Source organism: Companilactobacillus kimchiensis (genome assembly GCF_001438805.1).
Taxonomy (GTDB): Bacteria; Bacillota; Bacilli; order Lactobacillales; family Lactobacillaceae; genus Companilactobacillus; species Companilactobacillus kimchiensis.
The window spans coordinates 12,615-33,860 of the sequence record NZ_JQCF01000023.1 but is presented as its reverse complement, the minus strand read 5'-3'; the positions used below and the strand labels follow the sequence as shown (position 1 = coordinate 33,860).

22 protein-coding genes are annotated in these 21,246 nt (G+C 35.7%); 3 read left to right on the top strand and 19 right to left on the bottom strand.

From position 1 onward, the window contains the following. The first annotated feature begins 126 nt into the window (after window positions 1-126). On the top strand, window positions 127-750 hold the full coding sequence (plsY, locus tag IV57_RS10015) for a glycerol-3-phosphate 1-O-acyltransferase PlsY (RefSeq protein WP_057881381.1): 624 nt from the start codon (window positions 127-129) through the stop codon (window positions 748-750). A gap of 112 nt (window positions 751-862) precedes the next feature. Then, window positions 863-1,567: a DUF3862 domain-containing protein gene (locus tag IV57_RS10010; RefSeq protein ID WP_057881380.1), complete on the top strand. Its 705-nt coding sequence runs from the start codon at window positions 863-865 to the stop codon at window positions 1,565-1,567. An 81-nt stretch (window positions 1,568-1,648) separates the two neighbouring features. Here the strand turns inward: IV57_RS10010 and IV57_RS10005 are convergent, their stop codons facing one another. The 12 genes from IV57_RS10005 to IV57_RS09950 all read right to left on the bottom strand — a co-directional run bounded on the left by IV57_RS10005 (window position 1,649) and on the right by IV57_RS09950 (window position 12,714). Next, window positions 1,649-2,527, bottom strand: a complete 879-nt coding sequence (locus IV57_RS10005) for an aldose 1-epimerase family protein (RefSeq protein WP_057881379.1) — start codon at window positions 2,525-2,527, stop codon at window positions 1,649-1,651. A 10-nt stretch (window positions 2,528-2,537) separates the two neighbouring features. Then, the gene (gene hslU, locus IV57_RS10000) at window positions 2,538-3,977 is read right to left on the bottom strand and encodes an ATP-dependent protease ATPase subunit HslU (protein WP_057881378.1); all 1,440 of its coding nucleotides are present in this window, start codon (window positions 3,975-3,977) and stop codon (window positions 2,538-2,540) included. Window positions 3,978-3,995: 18 nt separating this feature from the next. Next, entirely contained in the window at window positions 3,996-4,520 is a 525-nt protein-coding gene (hslV, locus tag IV57_RS09995; protein ID WP_057881377.1) for an HslVU peptidase proteolytic subunit, read from the bottom strand. A gap of 14 nt (window positions 4,521-4,534) precedes the next feature. Further along, window positions 4,535-5,434, bottom strand: coding sequence for a tyrosine recombinase XerC (gene xerC, locus IV57_RS09990; protein WP_057881376.1), 900 nt, complete (start codon window positions 5,432-5,434; stop codon window positions 4,535-4,537). Next, window positions 5,435-7,549 carry a type I DNA topoisomerase gene (gene topA / locus IV57_RS09985; protein WP_057881375.1) on the bottom strand — a complete coding sequence of 705 codons (2,115 nt, stop codon included), beginning with the start codon at window positions 7,547-7,549 and terminating at the stop codon, window positions 5,435-5,437. Between the two features lie 82 nt (window positions 7,550-7,631). Continuing rightward, the gene (gene dprA / locus IV57_RS09980) at window positions 7,632-8,450 is read right to left on the bottom strand and encodes a DNA-processing protein DprA (RefSeq protein WP_057881374.1); all 819 of its coding nucleotides are present in this window, start codon (window positions 8,448-8,450) and stop codon (window positions 7,632-7,634) included. Between the two features lie 50 nt (window positions 8,451-8,500). After that, window positions 8,501-9,274 carry a ribonuclease HII gene (locus IV57_RS09975; RefSeq protein ID WP_057881373.1) on the bottom strand — a complete coding sequence of 258 codons (774 nt, stop codon included), beginning with the start codon at window positions 9,272-9,274 and terminating at the stop codon, window positions 8,501-8,503. Beyond that, the gene (gene ylqF / locus IV57_RS09970) at window positions 9,264-10,118 is read right to left on the bottom strand and encodes a ribosome biogenesis GTPase YlqF (protein ID WP_057881387.1); all 855 of its coding nucleotides are present in this window, start codon (window positions 10,116-10,118) and stop codon (window positions 9,264-9,266) included. The genes IV57_RS09975 and ylqF overlap by 11 nt, the downstream gene beginning before the upstream one ends. A 23-nt stretch (window positions 10,119-10,141) precedes the next feature. Next, on the bottom strand, window positions 10,142-10,366 hold the full coding sequence (locus IV57_RS09965) for a YozE family protein (RefSeq protein WP_057881372.1): 225 nt from the start codon (window positions 10,364-10,366) through the stop codon (window positions 10,142-10,144). A 12-nt stretch (window positions 10,367-10,378) separates the two neighbouring features. Then, entirely contained in the window at window positions 10,379-10,972 is a 594-nt protein-coding gene (locus IV57_RS09960; RefSeq protein WP_236704356.1) for a YpmS family protein, read from the bottom strand. Window positions 10,973-10,974: 2 nt separating this feature from the next. Beyond that, on the bottom strand, window positions 10,975-11,826 hold the full coding sequence (locus IV57_RS09955) for a GDSL-type esterase/lipase family protein (protein WP_057881370.1): 852 nt from the start codon (window positions 11,824-11,826) through the stop codon (window positions 10,975-10,977). A 45-nt stretch (window positions 11,827-11,871) separates the two neighbouring features. Continuing rightward, the gene (locus tag IV57_RS09950) at window positions 11,872-12,714 is read right to left on the bottom strand and encodes a DegV family protein (protein WP_057881369.1); all 843 of its coding nucleotides are present in this window, start codon (window positions 12,712-12,714) and stop codon (window positions 11,872-11,874) included. 181 nt (window positions 12,715-12,895) lie between these two features. Between IV57_RS09950 and trhA the strand changes: the two genes are divergently transcribed. Further along, window positions 12,896-13,546 (top strand): PAQR family membrane homeostasis protein TrhA, encoded by a 651-nt coding sequence (trhA, locus tag IV57_RS09945; RefSeq protein WP_057881368.1) that lies wholly within the window; start codon window positions 12,896-12,898, stop codon window positions 13,544-13,546. Here the strand turns inward: trhA and IV57_RS09940 are convergent. The 7 genes from IV57_RS09940 to IV57_RS09915 all read right to left on the bottom strand — a co-directional run bounded on the left by IV57_RS09940 (window position 13,539) and on the right by IV57_RS09915 (window position 20,844). Next, window positions 13,539-14,030: a dihydrofolate reductase gene (locus tag IV57_RS09940; protein WP_057881367.1), complete on the bottom strand. Its 492-nt coding sequence runs from the start codon at window positions 14,028-14,030 to the stop codon at window positions 13,539-13,541. The two genes, trhA and IV57_RS09940, sit on opposite strands and share 8 nt — an antisense overlap. 10 nt (window positions 14,031-14,040) lie before the next feature. Further along, window positions 14,041-14,991: a thymidylate synthase gene (locus IV57_RS09935; protein ID WP_057881366.1), complete on the bottom strand. Its 951-nt coding sequence runs from the start codon at window positions 14,989-14,991 to the stop codon at window positions 14,041-14,043. 9 nt (window positions 14,992-15,000) lie between these two features. Then, window positions 15,001-16,902, bottom strand: coding sequence for an ABC-F family ATP-binding cassette domain-containing protein (locus IV57_RS09930; RefSeq protein WP_057881365.1), 1,902 nt, complete (start codon window positions 16,900-16,902; stop codon window positions 15,001-15,003). A 110-nt stretch (window positions 16,903-17,012) separates the two neighbouring features. After that, window positions 17,013-17,183 carry a hypothetical protein gene (locus IV57_RS13290; RefSeq protein WP_169790825.1) on the bottom strand — a complete coding sequence of 57 codons (171 nt, stop codon included), beginning with the start codon at window positions 17,181-17,183 and terminating at the stop codon, window positions 17,013-17,015. Window positions 17,184-17,254: 71 nt separating this feature from the next. Further along, on the bottom strand, window positions 17,255-17,719 hold the full coding sequence (locus IV57_RS09925; RefSeq protein ID WP_057881364.1) for a hypothetical protein: 465 nt from the start codon (window positions 17,717-17,719) through the stop codon (window positions 17,255-17,257). Between the two features lie 53 nt (window positions 17,720-17,772). Further along, the gene (locus IV57_RS09920) at window positions 17,773-18,975 is read right to left on the bottom strand and encodes a CCA tRNA nucleotidyltransferase (RefSeq protein ID WP_057881363.1); all 1,203 of its coding nucleotides are present in this window, start codon (window positions 18,973-18,975) and stop codon (window positions 17,773-17,775) included. 447 nt (window positions 18,976-19,422) lie between these two features. Continuing rightward, a complete protein-coding gene (locus IV57_RS09915) occupies window positions 19,423-20,844 on the bottom strand; it encodes a Na+/H+ antiporter NhaC family protein (RefSeq protein ID WP_057881362.1) in 1,422 nt (473 codons plus the stop codon). Window positions 20,845-21,246: the final 402 nt, after the last annotated feature.

Sequence of the window (21,246 nt, the reverse complement as noted above, 5' to 3'; positions counted from 1 at the left end):
TTCAAGAGAAATCTTTCAATTTCTAACAAAATAGTAGATAATGTCTAGGTTGGTATTTGTAATTCTTCCAAAACACCATAGAATTACAATATACCAAAAAAATAAAGCTAAGAGAGTGATTTTTTCATGAAACTTCTCATTTGTGCAATTTTAGCCTATCTAATTGGCTCATTTCCAAGTGCCTATATCGTCGGAAAAGTATTCTTTCACAAGAACATTTTTGATTACGGTAGTGGTAACGTTGGAACAACTAATGCCTACCGTGTCCTCGGTAAGGTCGCTGGAACAGCAGTTTTAATTATTGATATTTTAAAGGGTACTTTAGGAGCTTTGATGCCAGTCTTTTTTGGACTAGATCACCACTTGATCCTATTCGTCGGTATTTGTGCCGTTATCGGACACTGTTTTTCAATTTTCTTGAAATTCAGGGGTGGTAAAGCAGTTGCTACCAGTGCTGGTATTTTATTAGCCTACAACCCATTACTTTTTGTGATCTGTTTCATCGTATTGGCTTCAATAGTTTATATCACAAGTATGGTCAGTGTGGCTAGTTTAACCACTGTGTTATTCTTTACAATTGCAACCCTGTTTTTACACGATTGGATCTTAACCACTGTCGCTGCTATCGTAACAGTAATTGTTTATATCCGTCATATCCCTAATATCAAACGTCTTCTCAAGGGGCAGGAAAACTTAGTTCCTATCGGTTTACGATATAAGAAACAACAAGCTGCTAACAAAGAAAAATAATTTAAGAAATAAAACTAATTTTAGTTTTATTTTTTTTGTCATTAAAAGTACACTTAAGGTCTATTACTGATAAAATATTGGTAAAGCGTTATCACTTAAGGGGGATCCGACAATGGATAATAATAATCTACCTACTAGAGCTGAATTACACCGGTCGCAAAAGAAAACTAAAAAACATTTTTACAGACGCTGGTGGTTCTGGTCAATCATCTTCATTCTTCTGCTGATTGGTGGTGGTTTAGGTGGTATGAAAATGACTGCTATGGGTCCTTTTAGTCAGACCTCTTCAACTAAAGTAACTAAGAAAAAAACCGCTTCTAAAAAAACTACTAAAAAGGTAACTGGTATCACACTCAAACAGTACAACGGTATTTATTTAAGTGAATCCGCCGGTTTACCATCCGAAACCCTGAACAAAATTTTTGGTAAGCCTAATACAACTTCGAATAGTACCGTTCAAAACTTACAAACCGATGTTGCCACTTGGACTAAGATTGCAGATGGTCAATTAGGTGCCAATATGACCGTTAACTACGCTAATAACCACGCTGTAAGTAAGGCCATCACTGGTTTGAAAGTCACCCGTTCTCAAAAATTAGATTTAACTGAATTTAATAAAATTCAGAATGATCAATCTGAAGCTCAAGTAATCAATGATCTTGGCAAGCCCAATGGTTATTCTGAAATAACTGTTGGTAATACCACTCAAAAGGATCTAACCTACTCAACTGGCATCAATGGCGAAACTGGTGCTAACTTTATCATCAACTTAACCAATGGTGTAGTCAGTGGTAAGAGTCAAACTGGTTTAAAATAAATTTAAAATCATTACCAAGCAATAATAAAAGCCACAGTGCCCTTATATAGGCATTGTGGCTTATTTTATATTATCTATTATCTACTTAACGGAAATTGAGAAGTAGCCTTCAAATTGTTCCTTAGGAGCCAATTTGTTGATAGCATACTTGTTCTTAAGGTTATTATCAGTATCAGTCTTATCAGCAAGACCCCACCATGGTTCGATACACATGAATTTACCATTGTCATCAGGATATGTTGACCACATACCGAAAAACTTAGCATTACCTGTATCAAGTGTGATCTTATGATCCGACTTGTCACTCTTTATTTGAACCTCAGCTGGTTCATTCAAACGATAAACCACTGCATCATCAACAAAATAATCACGAGTTAGCGAGAAATTCTGGTTTTCAACTTTCTTTTCACCATTTAGATCAACTAAGTGATCAACGATTGGAATGTGAGTACGAGATTCAGCAGGCTCGATTTGAACTTTATAATCTTCATAGTTCAAGCCTTTGTCGAATGGAACTGTGAAACCAGGATGTGCACCAATTGAGAAGTACATATCTTCAGATTCTTCCATACTGTCAACCAAATAAGAAATTTGTAAAGTATCTTTGATAAGTTGGTAAACAATTCTCAACTTAAAATGATATGGATACTTTTCAAGGCTAGCTTCACTAGTAGTCAAGCTCAATACTAATTTAGTATCAGTTTGTGAATCAAGTGCAAAGTCTTGATCACGAGCAAAACCATGTTGGGTCATCTTATATTCCTTACCATCAACAAAGTAATGGTCATCTTGCAAACGACCAACGATTGGGAACAATACTGGCGCATGTCTTCCCCAAACCTTTGGATCAGCTTGCCAGATAAATTCTGAATCTTCAGTATTTTGGATGCTATTCATTTCAGCACCTAATGAATTAATTTTTACAGTTAAAAAGTCGTTCTTCAATTGATAAACTGTCATGTTTTTCCCCCTAAAGAATATAACGTGAAAGATCTTGATCAGCAGCGATATGACCAACTTGCTCGCGTACATATTCACGAGTAATGGTAATATCACCCATTTGCATATCTGGTCCTTCGTAAAGAATATCAGCCAAGATTTTTTCCAAGACAGTAGAAAGACGTCTTGCACCAATATTCTGATTACTATTATTCAATTCAAATGCAATTTTTGCAATCTCTTCAACAGATTCTTTAGTAAAAGTTAAATGTATTCCATCAGCTCTTGTAAGCGCTACATATTGCTTTGTTAAAGCATTATCTGGTTTTGTCAAAATTTGAATGAAATCGTCTTCAGTTAAGTCTTTTAGTTCAACTCTAATTGGGAAACGACCTTGAAGTTCAGCGATTAAATCACTAGGTTTACTTTCGGCAAAAGCACCAGAAGCGATAAAGAGGATGTGATCAGTATCGATTGGACCATACTTAGTATTAATTCGTGAACCTTCAACGATAGGTAAAATATCACGTTGAACACCTTCACGAGAAACTTCACCAGAGGTCTTCTTATCACCAGCAGCAATTTTATCAAACTCATCAATAAAGATAATTCCGTTATTCTGAGTTTTTTCGATTGCGTTTTGGTAAATTTCGTCATGATCAACTCGTTTTTGTGATTCTTGTTGAATCAACAATTCACGGGCCTCTTTAACTGGTAAAGTTCTAGTAATAGTCTTCTTAGGCATTAATGAGTCCATCATGCCACTCATATCAACACCCATTTGGCCCATTTGATCATCCATTGGTCCAACTTTTTTAGACTCTTCTACCTTGATGGTTACTTCTTCATCTTCAAGTAATCCTTTATCCAATTGTTCCTTAACGCTGAGACGTTGATCACGAACTTCATCAGTCACATCAGTATTATTGTCAGGATCATCGTCAACGGTATCAGCATTATTAAAAATGTTACCTAAGCCTTGACCACCGTTGTTTTGCATGTTATTTAACATACTCATAAAGTCGTTGTTATTATTTTGTTTTTGTTCTTTTTTAACACCAGGAGCGAGTAATTTGACCAATTTCTTGTCAACATCACGACGAACTTCTGGTCTAATATCATCAAATTTTTCTTTTTCGACCATTGAAACAGCAACACTAACCAAATCACGAACCATTGATTCGACATCACGACCGACATACCCAACTTCAGTAAACTTAGTTGCCTCAACCTTTACAAACGGTGCATTGACAACCTTGGCTAGTCTTCTGGCAATCTCAGTTTTACCAACACCAGTAGGTCCTATCATCATCAAGTTCTTAGGTGTGATCTCTTGTTGCAATTTCTTTGGTACTTGCATCCGGCGATAACGGTTATACAAAGCAATCGCTACAGCCTTTTTAGCATCTGTTTGGCCAATAATATAATTATCCAATTGAGCAACAATTTCTTTTGGTGTTAATGTGTCCATTGATTAATAATCTCCACTCTAAAATTTATCTGAAATAATATTTTCGTTAGTAAAAATATCAATACTTGATGCAATTTTAATTGCTTCGACAGCGATTTGTTGTGCATCCATATTCTCTGAATGTCTTTGCATAGCGATGGCAGCAGCTTGAGCAAAATTACCACCTGAACCAATTGCAACTACATCTTCATCAGGTTCAATGACTTCTCCACTACCAGAAATAAGTAATAGATTGTCCTTATCCATGGCAATCAACAAAGCTTCAAGTTTTTGAAGAGTGGGATCTTTTCTCCAATCTTGAGCTAGTTCGACAGCAGCACGTTTCAAATTACCTGAATAAGCCTTTAATTTCTTTTCAAGCCAATCTTGTAGGGTAATAGCATCAGCGACACCACCAGCAAAACCGATGATAACTTGATCATCATAAATACGTCTTACTTTGTGAGCAGTACCTTTCATGATGTATTTTTCACCCATTGTAACTTGTCCATCACCAGCGATTGCGGTGTGGTTATTATGCTTAACAGCAACTATTGTAGTCATTTATTTACCTTCCTCTATCTTGGAAAATACTTTTTATAATCTTTTTGTAAATGTTCCATTGTCACATGAGTGTAGATCTGAGTTGTTGAGAGACTAGCATGTCCCAGTAACTCTTGAACCGTCCTCAGATCAGCACCGTGTTCGAGCATATGTGTGGCAAATGTATGACGTATCATATGCGGATGAATGTCAGATGTCAAGCTGGTTTTCTTAATTATCTGATTTAATATGTATTCGATTCCTCGACTTGTTAAACCTTTACCACGATTATTTACAAAAACGAACTGATGATCTTGATGATTTTTGGTCATCAAGATTTTTCTGCTTTGATCAAAATAGGTCTCTAATGCAGTCTGTGCATAGCTTCCAAAGGGAACATAACGATCTTTATCCCCTTTACCATGAATTAAAACGATTCCATTAGAAAAATCCAACTGATCTAATAATAGATTAGCACACTCACTCACTCGCATGCCAGTGGCATAGAGCAATTCTAATAAAGCTGAATTTCTCAATGACAAGGGATCATCCCCCTTGACGGCGTCAAACAGTTGGGTCATTTCTTTTTCATAAAAGAAACGTGGTAACTTACGGCCCTTATGACGTAGTTGAACCAAATCAAATGGATTTGACTTGATAAATTTATTTTTCACTAAAAAATTATAAAAAGAGCGCAGTGCTGAGATTCTTCGAGCAATCGTCTCATCAGCGTAATCTTTTTCATCCAAATAGGTCAAATACGTCTCCACATCAACTCTTCTGATGGGTGTAAAACCATTAAAACCACCATTTTGATGCAAAAAAGAAACAAAATTATCTATATCTTCCAAATAAGATTTTTTTGTTTCTTTTGAGTAGTGATGATTAATCATTAAATTATCAACAAATTTATCGATTAAATCTTCTTCTATCATTTATTTTTGAATATCCTCTTCATAGTCTCCATTAGGACAAAGGATTTGACGACCACCCTTAACCTTCTTTTCAACTAGGTAGTGACCATCTTTAGGACAATCACGCCCAACTGGTTTATCCCATGACACAAAGTCGCAATCAGGATATCTGGAACAACCGTAGAAAATACGATTTTTCTTTGATTTTCTTTCAATAACTTGACCCTTTTTACATACTGGACAAACTACACCGATCTCTTTAACGATTGGTTTAGTATTGCGACAGTCTGGGAAACGAGAACAAGCATAAAACTTACCATAACGTCCCATCTTGATAACCATTGGAGCACCACAGATATCACAATCCATGCCAGCTGGTTCATCTTTGATCTGAACTTTTTCAATTTTATCTTCAGCGGATTCAAGTTCTTTAGCAAAAGGCTTGTAATAACGATCAACAACTTTGACCCAATCCTCTTTACCTTCTTCAATGTGATCCAATTCATCTTCCAAATTGGCAGTGAAGTCGATATTAACGATATCTGGGAAGTAAGCTTGGATCAAATGATCAACGATCTCACCTAATTCAGTTGGTTCAAAACTCTTACCATTCAATTTTACATAATAGCGACGTTGGATCGTATCAATAGTTGGTGCATAAGTTGAGGGACGACCAACACCATTTTCTTCCAAAGCCTTAACTAATGAAGCTTCAGTAAATCTTGCTGGTGGCTGTGTGAAATGTTGTGCCGGATCGTTAGTTTGAAGCTTGGCATTGTCACCTTCAGCTAATTCAGGCAAGATATTATCTTTTTTTGTTGTTTCAGAAGTACTTTGGTAAACCTTACGGTAACCTTCAAACTTCATCTTAGAACCATTAGCTCTGAACATAACACCATTTTGAGACAAATCAACTGTCATCGTATCAAATACTGCTGGTGTCATTTGACTGGCAACAAATCTTGACCAGATTAAGCTGTACAGACGGAACTGATCACGGCTAAGAATATCTTTCAAAGAAGCTGGTGTTCTCATAACTGATGACGGACGAATTGCTTCATGGGCATCTTGAGCACCTTCTTGGTTCTTATCTTGACGTTCTTTGATAGCTGCGAAGGGTTCACCATATTCTTCATGAATGAATTTAGAAGCTTCGGCCTCAGCAACCTTAGAAATACGTTTAGAATCGGTACGCATATAAGTAATTAATCCAACAGTACCTTCTTTACGGCCCAAATTGATTCCTTCATACAATTGTTGAGCAATCATCATGGTCTTTCTAGTCTTGAAGTTTAATTTTTTATTAGCTTCTTGTTGCAATGAACTGGTTGTAAATGGTGCAGCTGGTACTCGTCTACGTTCTTTTTTAGTGACCTTATCAATGGCAAAATCTTTTTTCTTGTCAACTTTACCTAAAACAGCTTGAACCTCATCGTTATTCTTTAGTTCGGCTTTTTTACCATCCAAACCATAAAAATTAGCTTTAAACTTATCTTTACCATGTTTAAAAGTTGATTCGATCGTCCAATATTCTTCGGGAACAAATTTCTTGATATCATTTTCTTTTTCAATAACTAGTTTCAAGGCAATTGATTGCACACGTCCGGCACTCAATCCCTTTTTAACTTTAGCCCAGAGAATTGGAGAAATTGAATATCCCACTAGTCGATCTAAAATACGTCTAGCCTGTTGAGCATCAACTAGATTCATATCAATTGTTCGAGGAGTTTTGAAAGCCTGTTTAACTTTATCTTTAGTAATTTCATTAAAGACGACACGATTTTTATCGTTGTCATCTAATCCAAGTAAATGTGAGACATGCCAAGCAATGGCTTCCCCTTCACGATCCGGATCGGCTGCTAGATAAACTCGTTTGGCCTTTTTAGCTTCCTTCTTTAAATCTTTAATGACCGGGCCTTTACCACGAATAGAGATGTAGCGAGGTTCATAATCGTGTTCAATATCTACACCCATTTGACTCTTTGGTAGATCTCGAACATGACCTAAACTTGCAACAACGTGATAATTACGTCCCAAGTATTTTTCAATTGTTTTTGCTTTTGAAGGTGATTCAACAATCACCAAATTCTTTTGCTTTGTTGATGGCACGTAAAGTGCTCCTTTCCAATGGATCATTTAAACTGTCAATATATTAATCACTGATTTTTATTTTGTCAATCCAAAAGCTATCGATCACTCTCAAATTAACGTCTTAAATTCATACATTATTAAAATTAATTAATGGCGTGGCACCCTCTTCAATCAGATTATTACAACCTGCTGAATGACTGTCATCAATCCGACCAGGAATCGCCAAAACTTCCCGGTTATTCTCTAAAGCCAAATCAGCAGTAATTAAAGCTCCACTGCGTTTCTTAGCTTCAGTCACAATCACCTTTTGACTTAAACCGGCAATAATACGATTACGCTGAGGAAAATGAAATCTTTGAACTCCCGTATGTGGCGGATATTCACTGATTACCAATCCATTATTCATAATTTCTCGCTGTAAAGCAAGATTTTCTTTTGGATAAGCTTCATCTAACCCACAACCGATCACAGCAATAGTCCGACCGTAATTTTTTAAAGTATGGATATGAGCCCATGAATCAACGCCTTTTGCTAAACCGCTCACAATAGTATAACGATTTACCAGACGTGGAACAAGACCACCAATGCAACGAAAACTATAATTTGTCGCTTGCCGTGAACCCACGATTGCCACGCAATCAGTTTTAAGTAAAGCAATATTTCCCACAAAAAACAAGAGTGCGGGTGGATTGTAAATCGTTCTTAATAACTGCGGATATTCTGAATCCAAATAATTTATCGCCTGAATATCAGTTTTTTGTTGGTTATCTAATAATAGAAGAAACTGACTATATTTTTCCAAACCCCATTCATCTTTCAACAAATGAAAAGTTTCACTCTCTAGACTATCACTATTTATCGACATTTTTATAATTTTTAACATTATTTGGTTGGAAACCATCCCGGTCATTCGGCATTTGATCAATAATTCTGTTAATTTTGTCATAATAAAAACACCACTCCCTTAACTAAAATTACGGTAGTGATGTTCATTATTTAATATATTTTATTAGTTTTTTTAACTGGTGAAAAACTTAATCGATGAATTTTGGTTCGACCAACACTATCTAAAGCCTGTAAATGTTCTTTGGTACCATAGCCGTCGTTTCTTTCAAATCCAAATTCAGGATAAAGTTTACTATACATAGTCATCAAACGGTCACGAGCTACTTTCGCAACAATACTGGCCGCTCCGATACTTAATGATTTGGAATCTCCCTTGATCAATTTAGTCTGTGAAATATCAACTGGTATAGTCATTGCATCGACCAAAATATGATCTGGACGAACATACAAATGCGTGATCGAATCACCCATGGTCAACTCAGTTGCATGATAAATATTCTCAGTATCGATCAACTGGGGACTACCCACAGCCACACTGATATCAATTGCCTGATCACAAATCAATTTATATAACTCCGCCCGTTTTGTCCGAGAAAGTTTTTTAGAATCATCAACCTCATAAAGAGTATTGTTAGACGGCAAAATAACCGCTGCTGTAACAACTGGTCCAGCTAGCGGTCCCCTGCCCACTTCATCAACTCCGGCAACAGTTAAACCCTGATCCCAGAATGGCTTTTCGAGAAATTCCTTCTGATGAAATCTTTCGATCAACTCTTGTTGTTTGATTTGTTTTTTATAATATTGCTCTAATAATTTTTTAACACCAGAGCGAGGGTCATTTGACAATTCTGCTAATAGATCTGTATCAAGATCATCGTCAGATAATATTTCCTTAACATTCTTGATAGTGTATCTATTCTTCATAAAATTCCCCAGGCACATCAAATGTTAGACGTCCTAGTTTCAATTTACGAACATCGTCAATAATTCTTCTTGAAGCACGATCATAATCATCTTTATAGCCGAACTTAGTAGTTAAATTCATTAACAATTCCGGTGTCGTATGATTAAAGATATCAGCATTAGTTAAGCCATAGCCTTCTTGTAATTGTTCCATATAATGAGTTTCAAGGAAGTTTAGCGCATAGATAGCAACATCGTCAGGGGCATAAATTTTTTCCTTGATAGCTCCTGATAGAGCTAATTTCATCCCTACCTTTGGATCATCAATTTTAGGCCAAAGGATACCTGGTGTATCCAAAAGGTCAATTCCAATATTAGTTTTCAACCAATTTTGATTTTTGGTTACACCTGGTCTATTACCAGTGACAGCGACATTTTTACCAACCATTCGGTTTAAGATCGTTGATTTACCGACATTAGGAATTCCTACACACATTGTTTTGATCTGATAATTTTTCACGCCATTATTTTCATAACGAGCAATTTTTTCAGAAAGTTCTGATCTAATCAAACTTTTGATCTTACCTAAACCTTTGTTGTGTTTAGCATCAAGTTCGATTGATTTAGTACCTTCTTGTTCAAAGTTGATCTTCCAGTCAGCAGTGACTTTGGGATCAGCTAAATCAGATTTATTCAAAATAATAATATGTTTTTTCTGATCGATTATTTGTTCTAGTACAGGATTTCTAGAGGAAAAAGGTAGTCTTGCATCGACAATTTCAAGTACGATATCAACCAACTTTAGTCGGTCTTGTACTTGGTTTTTTGCCTTGTTCATATGTCCGGGGTACCATTGTAAAACCATTACCATCACCTATTTCTCTTAATTTATTTTTTATCTATTTCTTGATACTTTTGAAATGCTTCATCAAAGATCGTCATACTAGGAAGATATCCAACATTCAATTCTAAATAATTAGATAATTTTTGATAATTTTCCTCTTGTTTTGGAAAAGATGTATCGTGAAAAGCATTGTTAGCAAACTCCGCCTCTGGTTCAACACTTTCCACATTACGAAGAGTCATTAGAAACTCATAAAAACTGCGTCTCATATTTGTTCCTTCCTATTGGTTATCAGTAATTTTACTATTCATTACTTCAAAGGACAATTTGTTATTAGTTAAATCGATATTCTTAGCTCGGATACCATATCCTTCTTTAGTTGTAAATTTAGTAAATCTCAAAAGAATAGTTTTATCCTTGCCATTGATGCTGACCCATTCCGGAGTCTTAAAACTGTTCTTAATATAATTCATAACGAAGGAGATTGGCAACGATAAGCTCCCAATTTTCATTTCTTTAGCTTTTAAAAGAACATCCCCATTAGTTTTTGCGTATGGTTGCATCAGGATCGTGAAGTGGATCTTAGCACCTAAAAAGGCGATTGAGCCTGATAATTCAGCATCCTTTTTCAAAACCAATTGATAATCAGTTTTTCCATCGTTCAACGTATGTTTTAAATAATATTGAGCCATTTTATTGGCCTCATGTTTATCCATATTAACGGTAAAAACTTTACTGTCAGCTCCAGTTATTTTTGATGAAACAGGATAATTATCAGTTGGTGAACTCAAAACTTTGGTACCAATAATTCCTAAACCAACTACAATGATGGTTACTAATGCGATAAATGCATATTTCCAATAATTTCTTTTCATGATTATTTATAAAGCCACTCCTTTGTCGTACCACTTACTTCAGTAAATACTTTGTCTGTCATCATATCATATCCAGTCCCATTAGGGTGAAAGTGATCCTTAGTATAGAGATAGGGATTGACACCAGTTTTTTTAATTTTACGATTGATTTTTTTAGTTTGATAAAGATTATTGATATCAATAAAATGCGTATCATTAAATCCTGCGGCAACCTTAGCTGAACCCTTGTTCCAATTAATGAAAGCTGTCTTAGCATTTTCAACATTAGCCAAATAAATGCTGAACGGATTGTAGATTCCAATCAAATAAATTGGTGCTTTAGCATTATAACTTCTGATATCAGTTAATAATTGTGTCAAGCGCTTATCAAATTGAACCTGTTCATCAGCAATTTGTCCTTCAGTTAAATCCAGACCCTTGCGTTGTAACAAGTGCATGAAATCATTTCCACCAACAGTGATCGTAATGATATCGGCTTTCGGTAAATCCTGATGCATCTTTTGATCCGATTTGATTCGAGCCATGATCTGAGTACTAGTATCACCGGAAACGCCATAGTTATGTGATTGAGTCGGTACATCGTAATGATTCTGAACTTTTTGTGTCAAACGAGTCACATACCCGCCACCAACAGATTTAGAATCACCAATCCCTTGGGTTAAAGAATCACCAACTGCAACAATACTGATACTCTTTTTCTTAGGAATAACTTTCTTCTTTGGTTTATTTTTCTTAGTCGTTTTAGTAACAACTGCTTGTTCTTGTTTATTATTATTAACAAAATAGTAAGCCCCACCACTGACAGCGAGTAAAATTACTATTATTATTATGATCCATATACTTTTTTTCTTCATTTAATAATCCATCTTTCAAAAAAAAGCTGATGCATTCATCAGCTTTTACTCTGTATAAAATTCGATTGCAAAGGCACCAGAACCGGCATGAGTTGCAATGACCGGACTTGTTACCCTAATCAGCAATGGTACATTTGGTACGATTTCAGCCAATTTTTCTTTTAGCTCATTAACATAGTCCATTTTATCAACGTATGAAATACCAATAGCTTTGATATTTTCCAAGCCCTTGATCTCTTCCATGACATTATTCATATACTTTTCAATTGTCTTGCGACCACGACCACGTTTGGCAATATCCAAACTATTATTCTTCACAGTCAAAACTAAATTAATATTCAAAAGCGTTGAAAGAGTCCCTGCAAATCGGCTCAAACGACCACCACGGAGAATATTTTCAATACTAGTTACACCCATATAAAGATAAGTGTGATCTCGTAAAACTGTAAGCTCTTCTTTGATCTCGGCAACTGATTTACCCGCTTGAGCCATCTTAGCTGCTTTGAGCACTTGGAACCCTTGTGCACGATCGGTGAATTCAGTATCGATAACTTCCATATGACGGTCAGTCATATCGGCAACTTGTCTAGCCGCATTGATAGTTCCACTGATAGCTGGAGTCATGATTAATGCTAGAATATCCGTGTAGTCAGTAGGAACCTCATCGATGATCTTCATAAAAGTACCAATCGATGGTTGGGATGTCTTGGGCAAGTCCTTTGAAGAATCCATTTCACGAACGAATTCCTCACGGGTAATATCGACACCATCAGTATACGTCTTTTCGTCAATACTGATAGTTAAAGGAACCACGCTAATATCATACTTCTCGATTTCTTCTGGGGTTAATTGTACCGATGAATCGGCAAGGATTTTTACTTTACTCATTTTATCCCTCTTTCATAGGGTCTTAGTTCTTTAATTGTTTCAATTATACCAAACAATTTGTTGGTAAATTACAAAAATCATTAACAATATCAATTAATTATACAATATAATCATTGTCTGAAAAGTATCAAGATGTTTATAATATCTATAAATAACTAGTCATAACATTGGAGCGTTAAAAATGTCAAAAAAACATACTTTTACACGGGCTTACTTGATCACCGATCAAATTTTCAGTGCCGTCACTCACGGAATTGGTATCATTTTAGCAATCATTGGTGCCGTCTTCCTTTTGATCAAGGGATTTCAGCAAGGTAACCCTTTAAATATCACTGCATACTTTATCTATGCCTTTACTTTGTTCTTCTTATATTTAAGTTCAACCTTATTCCATAGCCTCTATTTCACTAAAGCTAAGAGTGTCTTTCAAATCTTCGACCATAGCTCCATTTTTCTTATGATTGCTGGAACTTATACCCCTTACTGTTTAATTGCTCTACATTCAGCTTTTGGATACAGTATCTTAGCTTTCATTTGGTTGTTGGCTATTGGTGGCATTCTCTATAAGATCTTTAACGTCGGCCGATTTAAGTATTTTGAAACGCTACTATATGTCCTAATGGGGTGGGCTATCATTATTGCTATGAGGCCACTCTATTTGGCTATTGGTGCCAGGGGTATAGAACTTTTAGTGGCCGGTGGTATCGCTTTTACCGTTGGTGCTTGTCTATACCTGATGAAAAATCTCAAGTATATTCACGTAATTTGGCATATCTTTGTTATGATCGGAACAGCCTTAATGTATTTTTCAGTTTATTTCTACGTTATTTAATTCGTTGATAAGTCTCGAAGGTGTATGGATAGATATTCTTATCGTCCATCAGACCTTCTTTTTTTTCGATTAAATTAAATTTTTTATAGTCAATCTTAACCATTTTAGTATCACCAACAAATTCGTGATCAATTTTAGTCACATACAAACGGTCCACATCATCACTAAAAAGTTTAAAAATACCCTCTCCACCAATGACCATCACTTCTTCATCAGCTTGAACATATTGCTTGAGTTGACTCTTATCGGTCAGTAAAGCAACTGTTTCTGGTACCTGGTAATCTGAATTTTTAGAAATAACGATATTCAAACGATTTGGCAAAGGACCATTGGGAAAACTTTCATAAGTTTTTCGTCCCATAACTATTGGATGTCCTGTCGTTACGTCCTTAAAACGTTTCATATCATTAGGTAATTTCCATGGCAAATGTCCATCAACACCAATGATCTGATTCTTATCTTCAGCCCAAACAAAACTTATCATCATTATTCTCCTAAACGGCAATCGGTGCTTTGATAGCAGGTTGCGGATTATAGTTTTTAACGTGAATATCGGTAGTTTCAATTTCAAAAATACTCTTGTCACTAGTAATTTCCAACTGTGGTCCCATCGTCGGCGTCCGTGTTAATTGTTCTTTAACCTGATCCAGATGATTAGAATAGATGTGGGCATCACCTAAGGTATGAATGAATTCTCCCACCTCTAGACCGGTTTCACGGGCAATCAAATGCGTCAAAAGAGCATAACTAGCAATATTAAACGGCACTCCTAAAAAGAGGTCACCACTTCTTTGATAAAGCTGACAAGACAATTTGCCATCATTAACATAAAACTGGAATAGCGTATGACAAGGCGGCAAGGCCATCGTCGGTACATCTTCTGGATTCCAAGCACTTACGATCAAACGTCTGGAATCAGGTGTTTGTTTGATCTGTTCGATAACATTTTTAATTTGATCAATAATTCCACCGTCCCGTTTTTGCCAATGACGCCACTGTGCCCCATAAACATCCCCCAGATTTCCAAATTTTGCTGAAAAAGTTGGATCTTCTAAGATAGCCTGATCAAACTTACCCTTTTGAATTTTATAAGCTTGAGCAAATTCATCATCGATCAAGGAACGACGACCAAAGTCAGTCATATCTGGACCAGTATAGTCCGAACTCTCAACGTAATTTTTAAAAGCCCATTCATCCCAAATATGATTATTGTGTTCTAGTAAATACTTAATGTTGGTATCACCATGTAAGAACCACAATAATTCACTCTTAATTAGGCCAAAAGGAATTTTTTTAGTCGTTAGTAAAGGAAACGATTCCTGGAGATCAAAGCGCATTTGATAACCGAAAGTGCTAATAGTTCCCGTTCCTGTCCGATCACTTTTCTTGTGTCCTTGTTCCAAAACATATTTTAAAAGATCTAAATATTGTTGTTCATTATGCATGATTATCTCCTAAATAAATTGACCTAAGTATTCCCAACGTTCCATTAATTTATCTGATTCTTGTGTTTTCTCATCAAATTCTCTTTGGAAGTCCATTAATTTTTCATAATCATTTGAAGGATCATTTAATTCCTTCTTCAAAACAGCTAATTCATCATCAAATTTTTCAATTTGTGGTTCCAACTTATCAAATTCCATTTGTTCAGCATAAGTTAATTTTTTCTTTGCTTCCGGTTCTTGATTGGCTTCTTTTTGCTTAGTTTCCTCATGCTTTTGTTCTTTAGCTGCATGATGTTGTGCTTGTTTTAATTCAGTTGCTTTTTGCAGATAACCTGAATAAGAATCGTAACTTTCCTCGATCTTACCCTGACCCTCAAAAATCAACAATTTAGCAGCCACTTTATCCAAGAAATAACGATCATGAGAAACTGCTAAAACAGTTCCCTTAAAACTATCCAAATAACTTTCCAAAATAGTCAAGGTTTCAATATCCAAATTATTTGTTGGTTCATCCAACAATAAAACATTGGGTTGATCCATTAAAATGGCTAATAGATACAAACGTCTCTTCTCACCACCAGATAGTTCTCGAATGAAAGCACTCTGCATTTGATGATCAAATTTAAACGTATCCAACATTTGTGAAGCTGACATGTGTGAGCCATCGTTATTCTTAACCCCTTGACCAATACCTTCCAAATATCGAATAACTCGTTTATCAGGATCCATATCACGAGTGTGTTGTGTGTAATATCCTAAACGAACTGTTTGACCGGTCTTAATCTCACCGGAATCTAAGGGAATCTGTTGATCGATTGCATTAAGAAAAGTTGTCTTCCCTGATCCATTGGCACCAGTAATTCCAATTCGATCTCCACGTGAAACTAAATAACTAAAATCATTTAGAATAACATGTTGCTCAAAAGCCAAACTAGCCTCTTTGATATCAAAGACATCATTACCTAAACGTTGTTGAGCAATGTCGATTGACATTTCCTTTTGGGCGTCCGGTTTATTCTGAAGATCTTCTTTTAGACCAGTAAAACGGTCTTTTCTGGCTTGTTGTTTGGTTCCACGGGCCTTAACACCAGCTCGCATCCAATTTAATTCCTGTTTATAAAGTTGGGTCTTGTGATGTTGTTCAGATGCATAGATCTCTTCATTATCAGCTTTTTGTTGTAAATATTTTTCATAATTACCATCATATTCAGTTACATTGCGATTTTCGAGTTCAAAGATTCTCGTTGCAACTTCATTCAAGAAATAACGATCATGGGTCACGAATAGCACTGAACCCTTATATTTACTCAAATATGATTGTAACCAGTCAATTGCTTCATAATCCAAATGGTTAGTCGGTTCGTCCAATATCAGCAGATCAGCTTCGGAAATCAAAGCCTGTGCTAAAGCCACACGTCTCTGCTGACCACCTGATAATTCACCAATTTTTTTATCTAATTCAGTAATCCCCAATTTATTCAGAATTGATTTAACATCAGATTCCATTTGCCAAGCTTCAGCCGCATTCATTTTCTCTTGTAGTTTAAAGAACTCATTCTGAATTTTACTATCAGTTGAATTTTCATTAAAACGAGCCAATGAATTTTCATATTGACGAATCAATTGGAATTTTTCACCACTACCATTGAAGACTGAATCAATTACTGAGGAGTCCAATTCAAGATCTGGCTGTTGTTCCAAATAAGAGATTTTATAATCCTTAGGTTTTTCTACGTCGATCGTATTGAGATCACTGTTATTAATGATTCCATCCAGAAGTGTTGTCTTTCCGGTACCATTGAGGCCTAAAAGACCAATCCGGTCGCCTTCATTAATTGTAAAAGTTACGTCAGTAAAAAGAGTTTTTTCACCGAAAGTTTTTGATGCGTTTGAGATATTTAAGGTTTTCAATTATTTCACCACTATAAATAAAAAATTCCTCTACCCATGAAGATAGAGGTATGTTGCCACTTTTCTGTATTATTATCCCATGTAAATTCAGGATTGTAAAACATCGATGATCAATATTTTTGTAACTGGCTCGAGGTATAGTACATTTGTTGTTGACCGCCAAATCTAATCAGAACTTTATCGCGCTTTTTATCGAAAAAAACTACCACTCCCGCTTGCTTTTTCATGGCGTCTTTTTCATCGATCACTGTTACCGTCGTACCAATTTTCAAATCGTCCATTATTTTCCCTCATTTCAAGAAAATACGGGACTTAGCTAATTTAAATTAACTAATGCCCCGTAATTTTTTAATTAAAGATCATTCTTATATATGTCATAAACAGTATTCTCTGGATCAACTGAAATATAAAGATTTCCAGTTTTGGTTGAAATTGCTGAAGATTGATAAGCGTTGTCTAATCCTTCAACATCCTTTTGTTTGAATGGGAAGTAAATCTGCATTGGTTCCTTATCTTGATCATCTTCAAAGACGATATCACATTTTTCGATATCTTGATATTTAATGATACGATTGAACATTCCATCAGCCATCGCAGCGGTTGAAACATCAGTATCTTTAATATAGTCAGCTTCTGGTAAAATTTCAATTCTAAAACGTTTACATGGGTGAATCTCTTGCATACGTCCACCTTTAATACGACCGTAACTAGTTGTTACACGCGCAATCCAAACGTCACTCATCTCACTGTGGCTAACTGTCCAAGTATCATCATTTCTAAAGTAGAATTTAAGTTCTTTAAAAACATGTTTAGTCATAAAATCACCCTTTCAAATCCTAAAATACTTACTAATTTCATAATAACACAGCATTATTGATTACTTAACAAATAATGTCTTAAATCTTCGAAATTATTGGAAACGTTTCCTTCCACGACAGCACGCTCTATTTGGGACATTGACTTTCCAATAATTGGGCCTGGTTTCACTCCCAGGATTTCACAGATATCCTTTCCAGTTAATGCTAAATCATGACCATTTTTAATGGAAATTTGCGTAATTTTTTGTCGAAGCGTTTCATACGCAAATTCGATCCCAAACATCTGACAAAGTTGAATCGTTCTTTCCAGATTATCGACTCCCAATTTATAAATATTCCAAGGATCAAAATCTTCATTTTCAAATAAATGCAACATATTTAAAGTATTGACAGAAGCTTCACGTGTTTTGTTGGATACTTTCCAATTACGCAAAAGCTTATTAAATTCATTATGATTTAGATTTAAAACAAAGCCAATTGCTGTCCAAGCCTGATCCTCATCAAGAAAAACTTTATTTTGAGGTTCCAATAGTTCCGTTAGTTCAGCGGATTGTCCTTTAAACCCAGGGCAATATTCACTGAGTTTTAACTTCAAGAAGTCAGCAAAACCGATCTGCCACGAATTACTAAGCATCATTTTGACAAATTCCTCACGAATTCGTTCAACCGCAATTTTTTCTAACAATGGTGCATTGTCTGCAATTGCTTGAGCAGTTTTTCTTTCCACCGTAAAATCTAACTGTGCCTGAAATCTAACTGCCCGCATCATTCTTAAAGCATCTTCGTGGAATCTCTCTTCAGCCTTGCCAACTGCCCGTATGATTTTTTTATCTAAATCTTTTAAGCCATCAAATTTATCAATAACATTTCCTTTAACATCAACGGCTAGAGCATTAATCGTAAAATCACGTCGTTTTAAATCATCAGCAAGTGATCTGACAAAAGTTACTTTATCAGGACGTCGAAAGTCTTGGTAACCGGACTCAGTTCTAAAAGTAGTGATCTCGTAGGAGTCATCCCCCATTAAAACGGTCACGGTTCCATGTTGAATACCAGTATCAATTGTACGTTTGAAAATTCCTTTAATTTCCTCTGGATAAGCACTGGTGGCAATATCAACATCATGAATTGGTAAACCCAAGATATGGTCCCGTACACTTCCTCCAACAAAATAGGCCTCATATCCTGCTTGTTCGATGGCTTCTAAAACTGGCAATGCTTCTTGAAAATCGGCAGGAAGTTGTTTGATTTGCATAAAGTTACCTCAATTTCTTAAACAATTATTTATAGTACCTTTTAATTTAACAATCTACTACATTATTATATACCAAGAAAAAATTCTTAATTAAATTCTCTCAAAACACTTGATTAAATTTTATTTTGCGCCCAACTAGAAATAGTTTTCCAAAAATATATAATAGACTTAATAAGGATGTGAAAGAATACTAGCTGATAAAATTATCAAAAACAAATATGGGGTTCTAGTATTCGTAATTATGGTAAATATTATACTTTTAATTTCACTAATTGGTATTTGGATCGGTACCATCTGTAGTATCAATTGGTTAACATTTGCAGCACTTCTTCTCAATTCAATTGTCTTTCTTATCAGCATGGCTGCTGGAAAAGACAAGGATAAATAACAAAAGGCGTTTCATAACTATTAGTCTACTAATAATTATGAAGCGCCTTTTGTTATAACTTAATTAACTGATTCAGCGATTCTTTCAGCCGTTTTACTATTTGAAACTTTACCTTGACTGTAATTTTTACCAAAAACGAATCCAAAGATAACTGTTAATAATGGATTTAACCAAACATAGAAGGCACAAGAGATAAAGACAACTGGACTAACACCTAAAACACCAGAAATAAAAATTCCAGTGACCCCCCAAGGAACTAAGGCATTGATGTCGGCGCCACCACTGGCAAGAACCCTTGATAAGTATTCTGGTTGAATGCCCTGTTCTTTAAAATTATCCCTAAAAGTGGTACCTGGAAGAATGATTGAAATGTATTGTTCACCAACTAAGAAATTAACCCCAATAGCACTGATCATAGAAGTTAAAATTAGTTTGCCCGGCGTATTAACTTGACTACTTAATTTACCGATCAAATTGTCAACGACACCCATTTTTAGAAGCACTCCACCTAATGTTAAAGCGACTAAGATTAAGGAAATACTGCCCATCATGCTAGTGATACCACCACCGCTGACAATGGCATTGATTTTTTTATCAGGTGAATTCAGTTGAAAACCATTCATAATTTGATCACTAATAGTTTTTATTGTGGGATGATCGATCACAACATGCATTGCAATCGCGGTAACTGACCCGGCTAGTAACGTGGGAATAGCAGGAATCTGCATGATTGCACAAAAGATCAAGACGGCGATTGGAATCAACATTAATGGTGAGATGAAGAAATTAGCATATAAGGCTCTGACAATATGATGTACGGAACTCATATCTGGATTAGCCGTCGTATGCCCAGCAATCAAGAAAATAATAGCGGTAATAGTTGCCGCAGGTACAGCCGTATGAGCAATAGTTTTAATATGATCAAAAACATTGTCAACTCCGGCAATACCAGTAGAAAGATTAGTCGTTCCTGATAATGGTGACATATTATTTCCAAATAAAGCTCCTGAAACAATTGAACCCGCCGTTAAAGCGACGTTGATACCCATAACTTGTCCAATACCCATGAAGACAATTCCTAAAGTACTGATGGTAGTGAAAGAACTACCAACGATAACACCGACTAAACAGCAACTGACAAAGACAGTAAAAAGAAAGAAACGAACATTCAACAACTCTAAACCATAGACCATGATGGTGGGGATGACACCTGACATTGACCAAGCTGATACTAACACTCCGATCATAATAAAAATGATCATCGGGATGATACCAGGCCTGATACCATCAGCAATCCCTTCTTGTAATTCGTTCCAAGAGAAACCTCGGAATCTTCCGTAGAACAGTAACAATGTAAATGTTAACAAAATTGGAATTTGTGGCGTCATTTTCCAAGCAATCATCATTGTTCCTAACATCCCAAACATCACAAACATAATTATTAAACTTTCCCAAAACGTTAAACGACTTTCTTTTTTCATAATAATCACCCTTATTTATTCTTTCCCAAAGCTTTATTTACTTGTTTATTCTTGGCAACTCCAATAGGGACGGTAAAGGTAATTTCTTTTAGCTTCTTTAACTTCATTTTCATCAAGGATTTGACTGAATGTTGCTTGCATTCTCAATTTTTCTATAAATTTCATCTTTAGTTCCTCCTTTTTCGTATCCCAGGGTATAAAAAAAGCGCCTCTGCATAAGTTTNTGCAGGGACGCTATTTGCGCGGTACCACCCAATATTCAAACGGATAGACTAGTCCATTTGCTCTTTATTCCCGAAACGTGGGATACGTGATCTGGTTTTGTATTTCATAAAAATACCCTGCATGGCTCGCACCGACCGCCAATTCTCTGAACACCCAGATATTTTATTACTTGTGTTA

Coding starts and splice junctions, on each gene's coding strand:
- ylqF (WP_057881387.1), bottom strand. CDS start 10,118: ATGGTTTTACAATGGTACCCCGGACATATGAACAAGGCAAAAAACCAA.
- trhA (WP_057881368.1), top strand. CDS start 12,896: ATGTCAAAAAAACATACTTTTACACGGGCTTACTTGATCACCGATCAA.
- xerC (WP_057881376.1), bottom strand. CDS start 5,434: ATGATAGAAGAAGATTTAATCGATAAATTTGTTGATAATTTAATGATT.
- plsY (WP_057881381.1), top strand. CDS start 127: ATGAAACTTCTCATTTGTGCAATTTTAGCCTATCTAATTGGCTCATTT.
- IV57_RS09975 (WP_057881373.1), bottom strand. CDS start 9,274: ATGAAGAATAGATACACTATCAAGAATGTTAAGGAAATATTATCTGAC.
- IV57_RS09960 (WP_236704356.1), bottom strand. CDS start 10,972: ATGAAAAGAAATTATTGGAAATATGCATTTATCGCATTAGTAACCATC.
- IV57_RS09955 (WP_057881370.1), bottom strand. CDS start 11,826: ATGAAGAAAAAAAGTATATGGATCATAATAATAATAGTAATTTTACTC.
- IV57_RS09925 (WP_057881364.1), bottom strand. CDS start 17,719: ATGACTAAACATGTTTTTAAAGAACTTAAATTCTACTTTAGAAATGAT.
- IV57_RS09965 (WP_057881372.1), bottom strand. CDS start 10,366: ATGAGACGCAGTTTTTATGAGTTTCTAATGACTCTTCGTAATGTGGAA.
- IV57_RS13290 (WP_169790825.1), bottom strand. CDS start 17,183: ATGGACGATTTGAAAATTGGTACGACGGTAACAGTGATCGATGAAAAA.
- IV57_RS09915 (WP_057881362.1), bottom strand. CDS start 20,844: ATGAAAAAAGAAAGTCGTTTAACGTTTTGGGAAAGTTTAATAATTATG.
- IV57_RS10010 (WP_057881380.1), top strand. CDS start 863: ATGGATAATAATAATCTACCTACTAGAGCTGAATTACACCGGTCGCAA.
- IV57_RS09935 (WP_057881366.1), bottom strand. CDS start 14,991: ATGCATAATGAACAACAATATTTAGATCTTTTAAAATATGTTTTGGAA.
- IV57_RS09950 (WP_057881369.1), bottom strand. CDS start 12,714: ATGAGTAAAGTAAAAATCCTTGCCGATTCATCGGTACAATTAACCCCA.
- IV57_RS09920 (WP_057881363.1), bottom strand. CDS start 18,975: ATGCAAATCAAACAACTTCCTGCCGATTTTCAAGAAGCATTGCCAGTT.
- IV57_RS10005 (WP_057881379.1), bottom strand. CDS start 2,527: ATGACAGTTTATCAATTGAAGAACGACTTTTTAACTGTAAAAATTAAT.
- IV57_RS09940 (WP_057881367.1), bottom strand. CDS start 14,030: ATGATAAGTTTTGTTTGGGCTGAAGATAAGAATCAGATCATTGGTGTT.
- topA (WP_057881375.1), bottom strand. CDS start 7,549: ATGATCCATTGGAAAGGAGCACTTTACGTGCCATCAACAAAGCAAAAG.
- hslU (WP_057881378.1), bottom strand. CDS start 3,977: ATGGACACATTAACACCAAAAGAAATTGTTGCTCAATTGGATAATTAT.
- dprA (WP_057881374.1), bottom strand. CDS start 8,450: ATGACAAAATTAACAGAATTATTGATCAAATGCCGAATGACCGGGATG.
- hslV (WP_057881377.1), bottom strand. CDS start 4,520: ATGACTACAATAGTTGCTGTTAAGCATAATAACCACACCGCAATCGCT.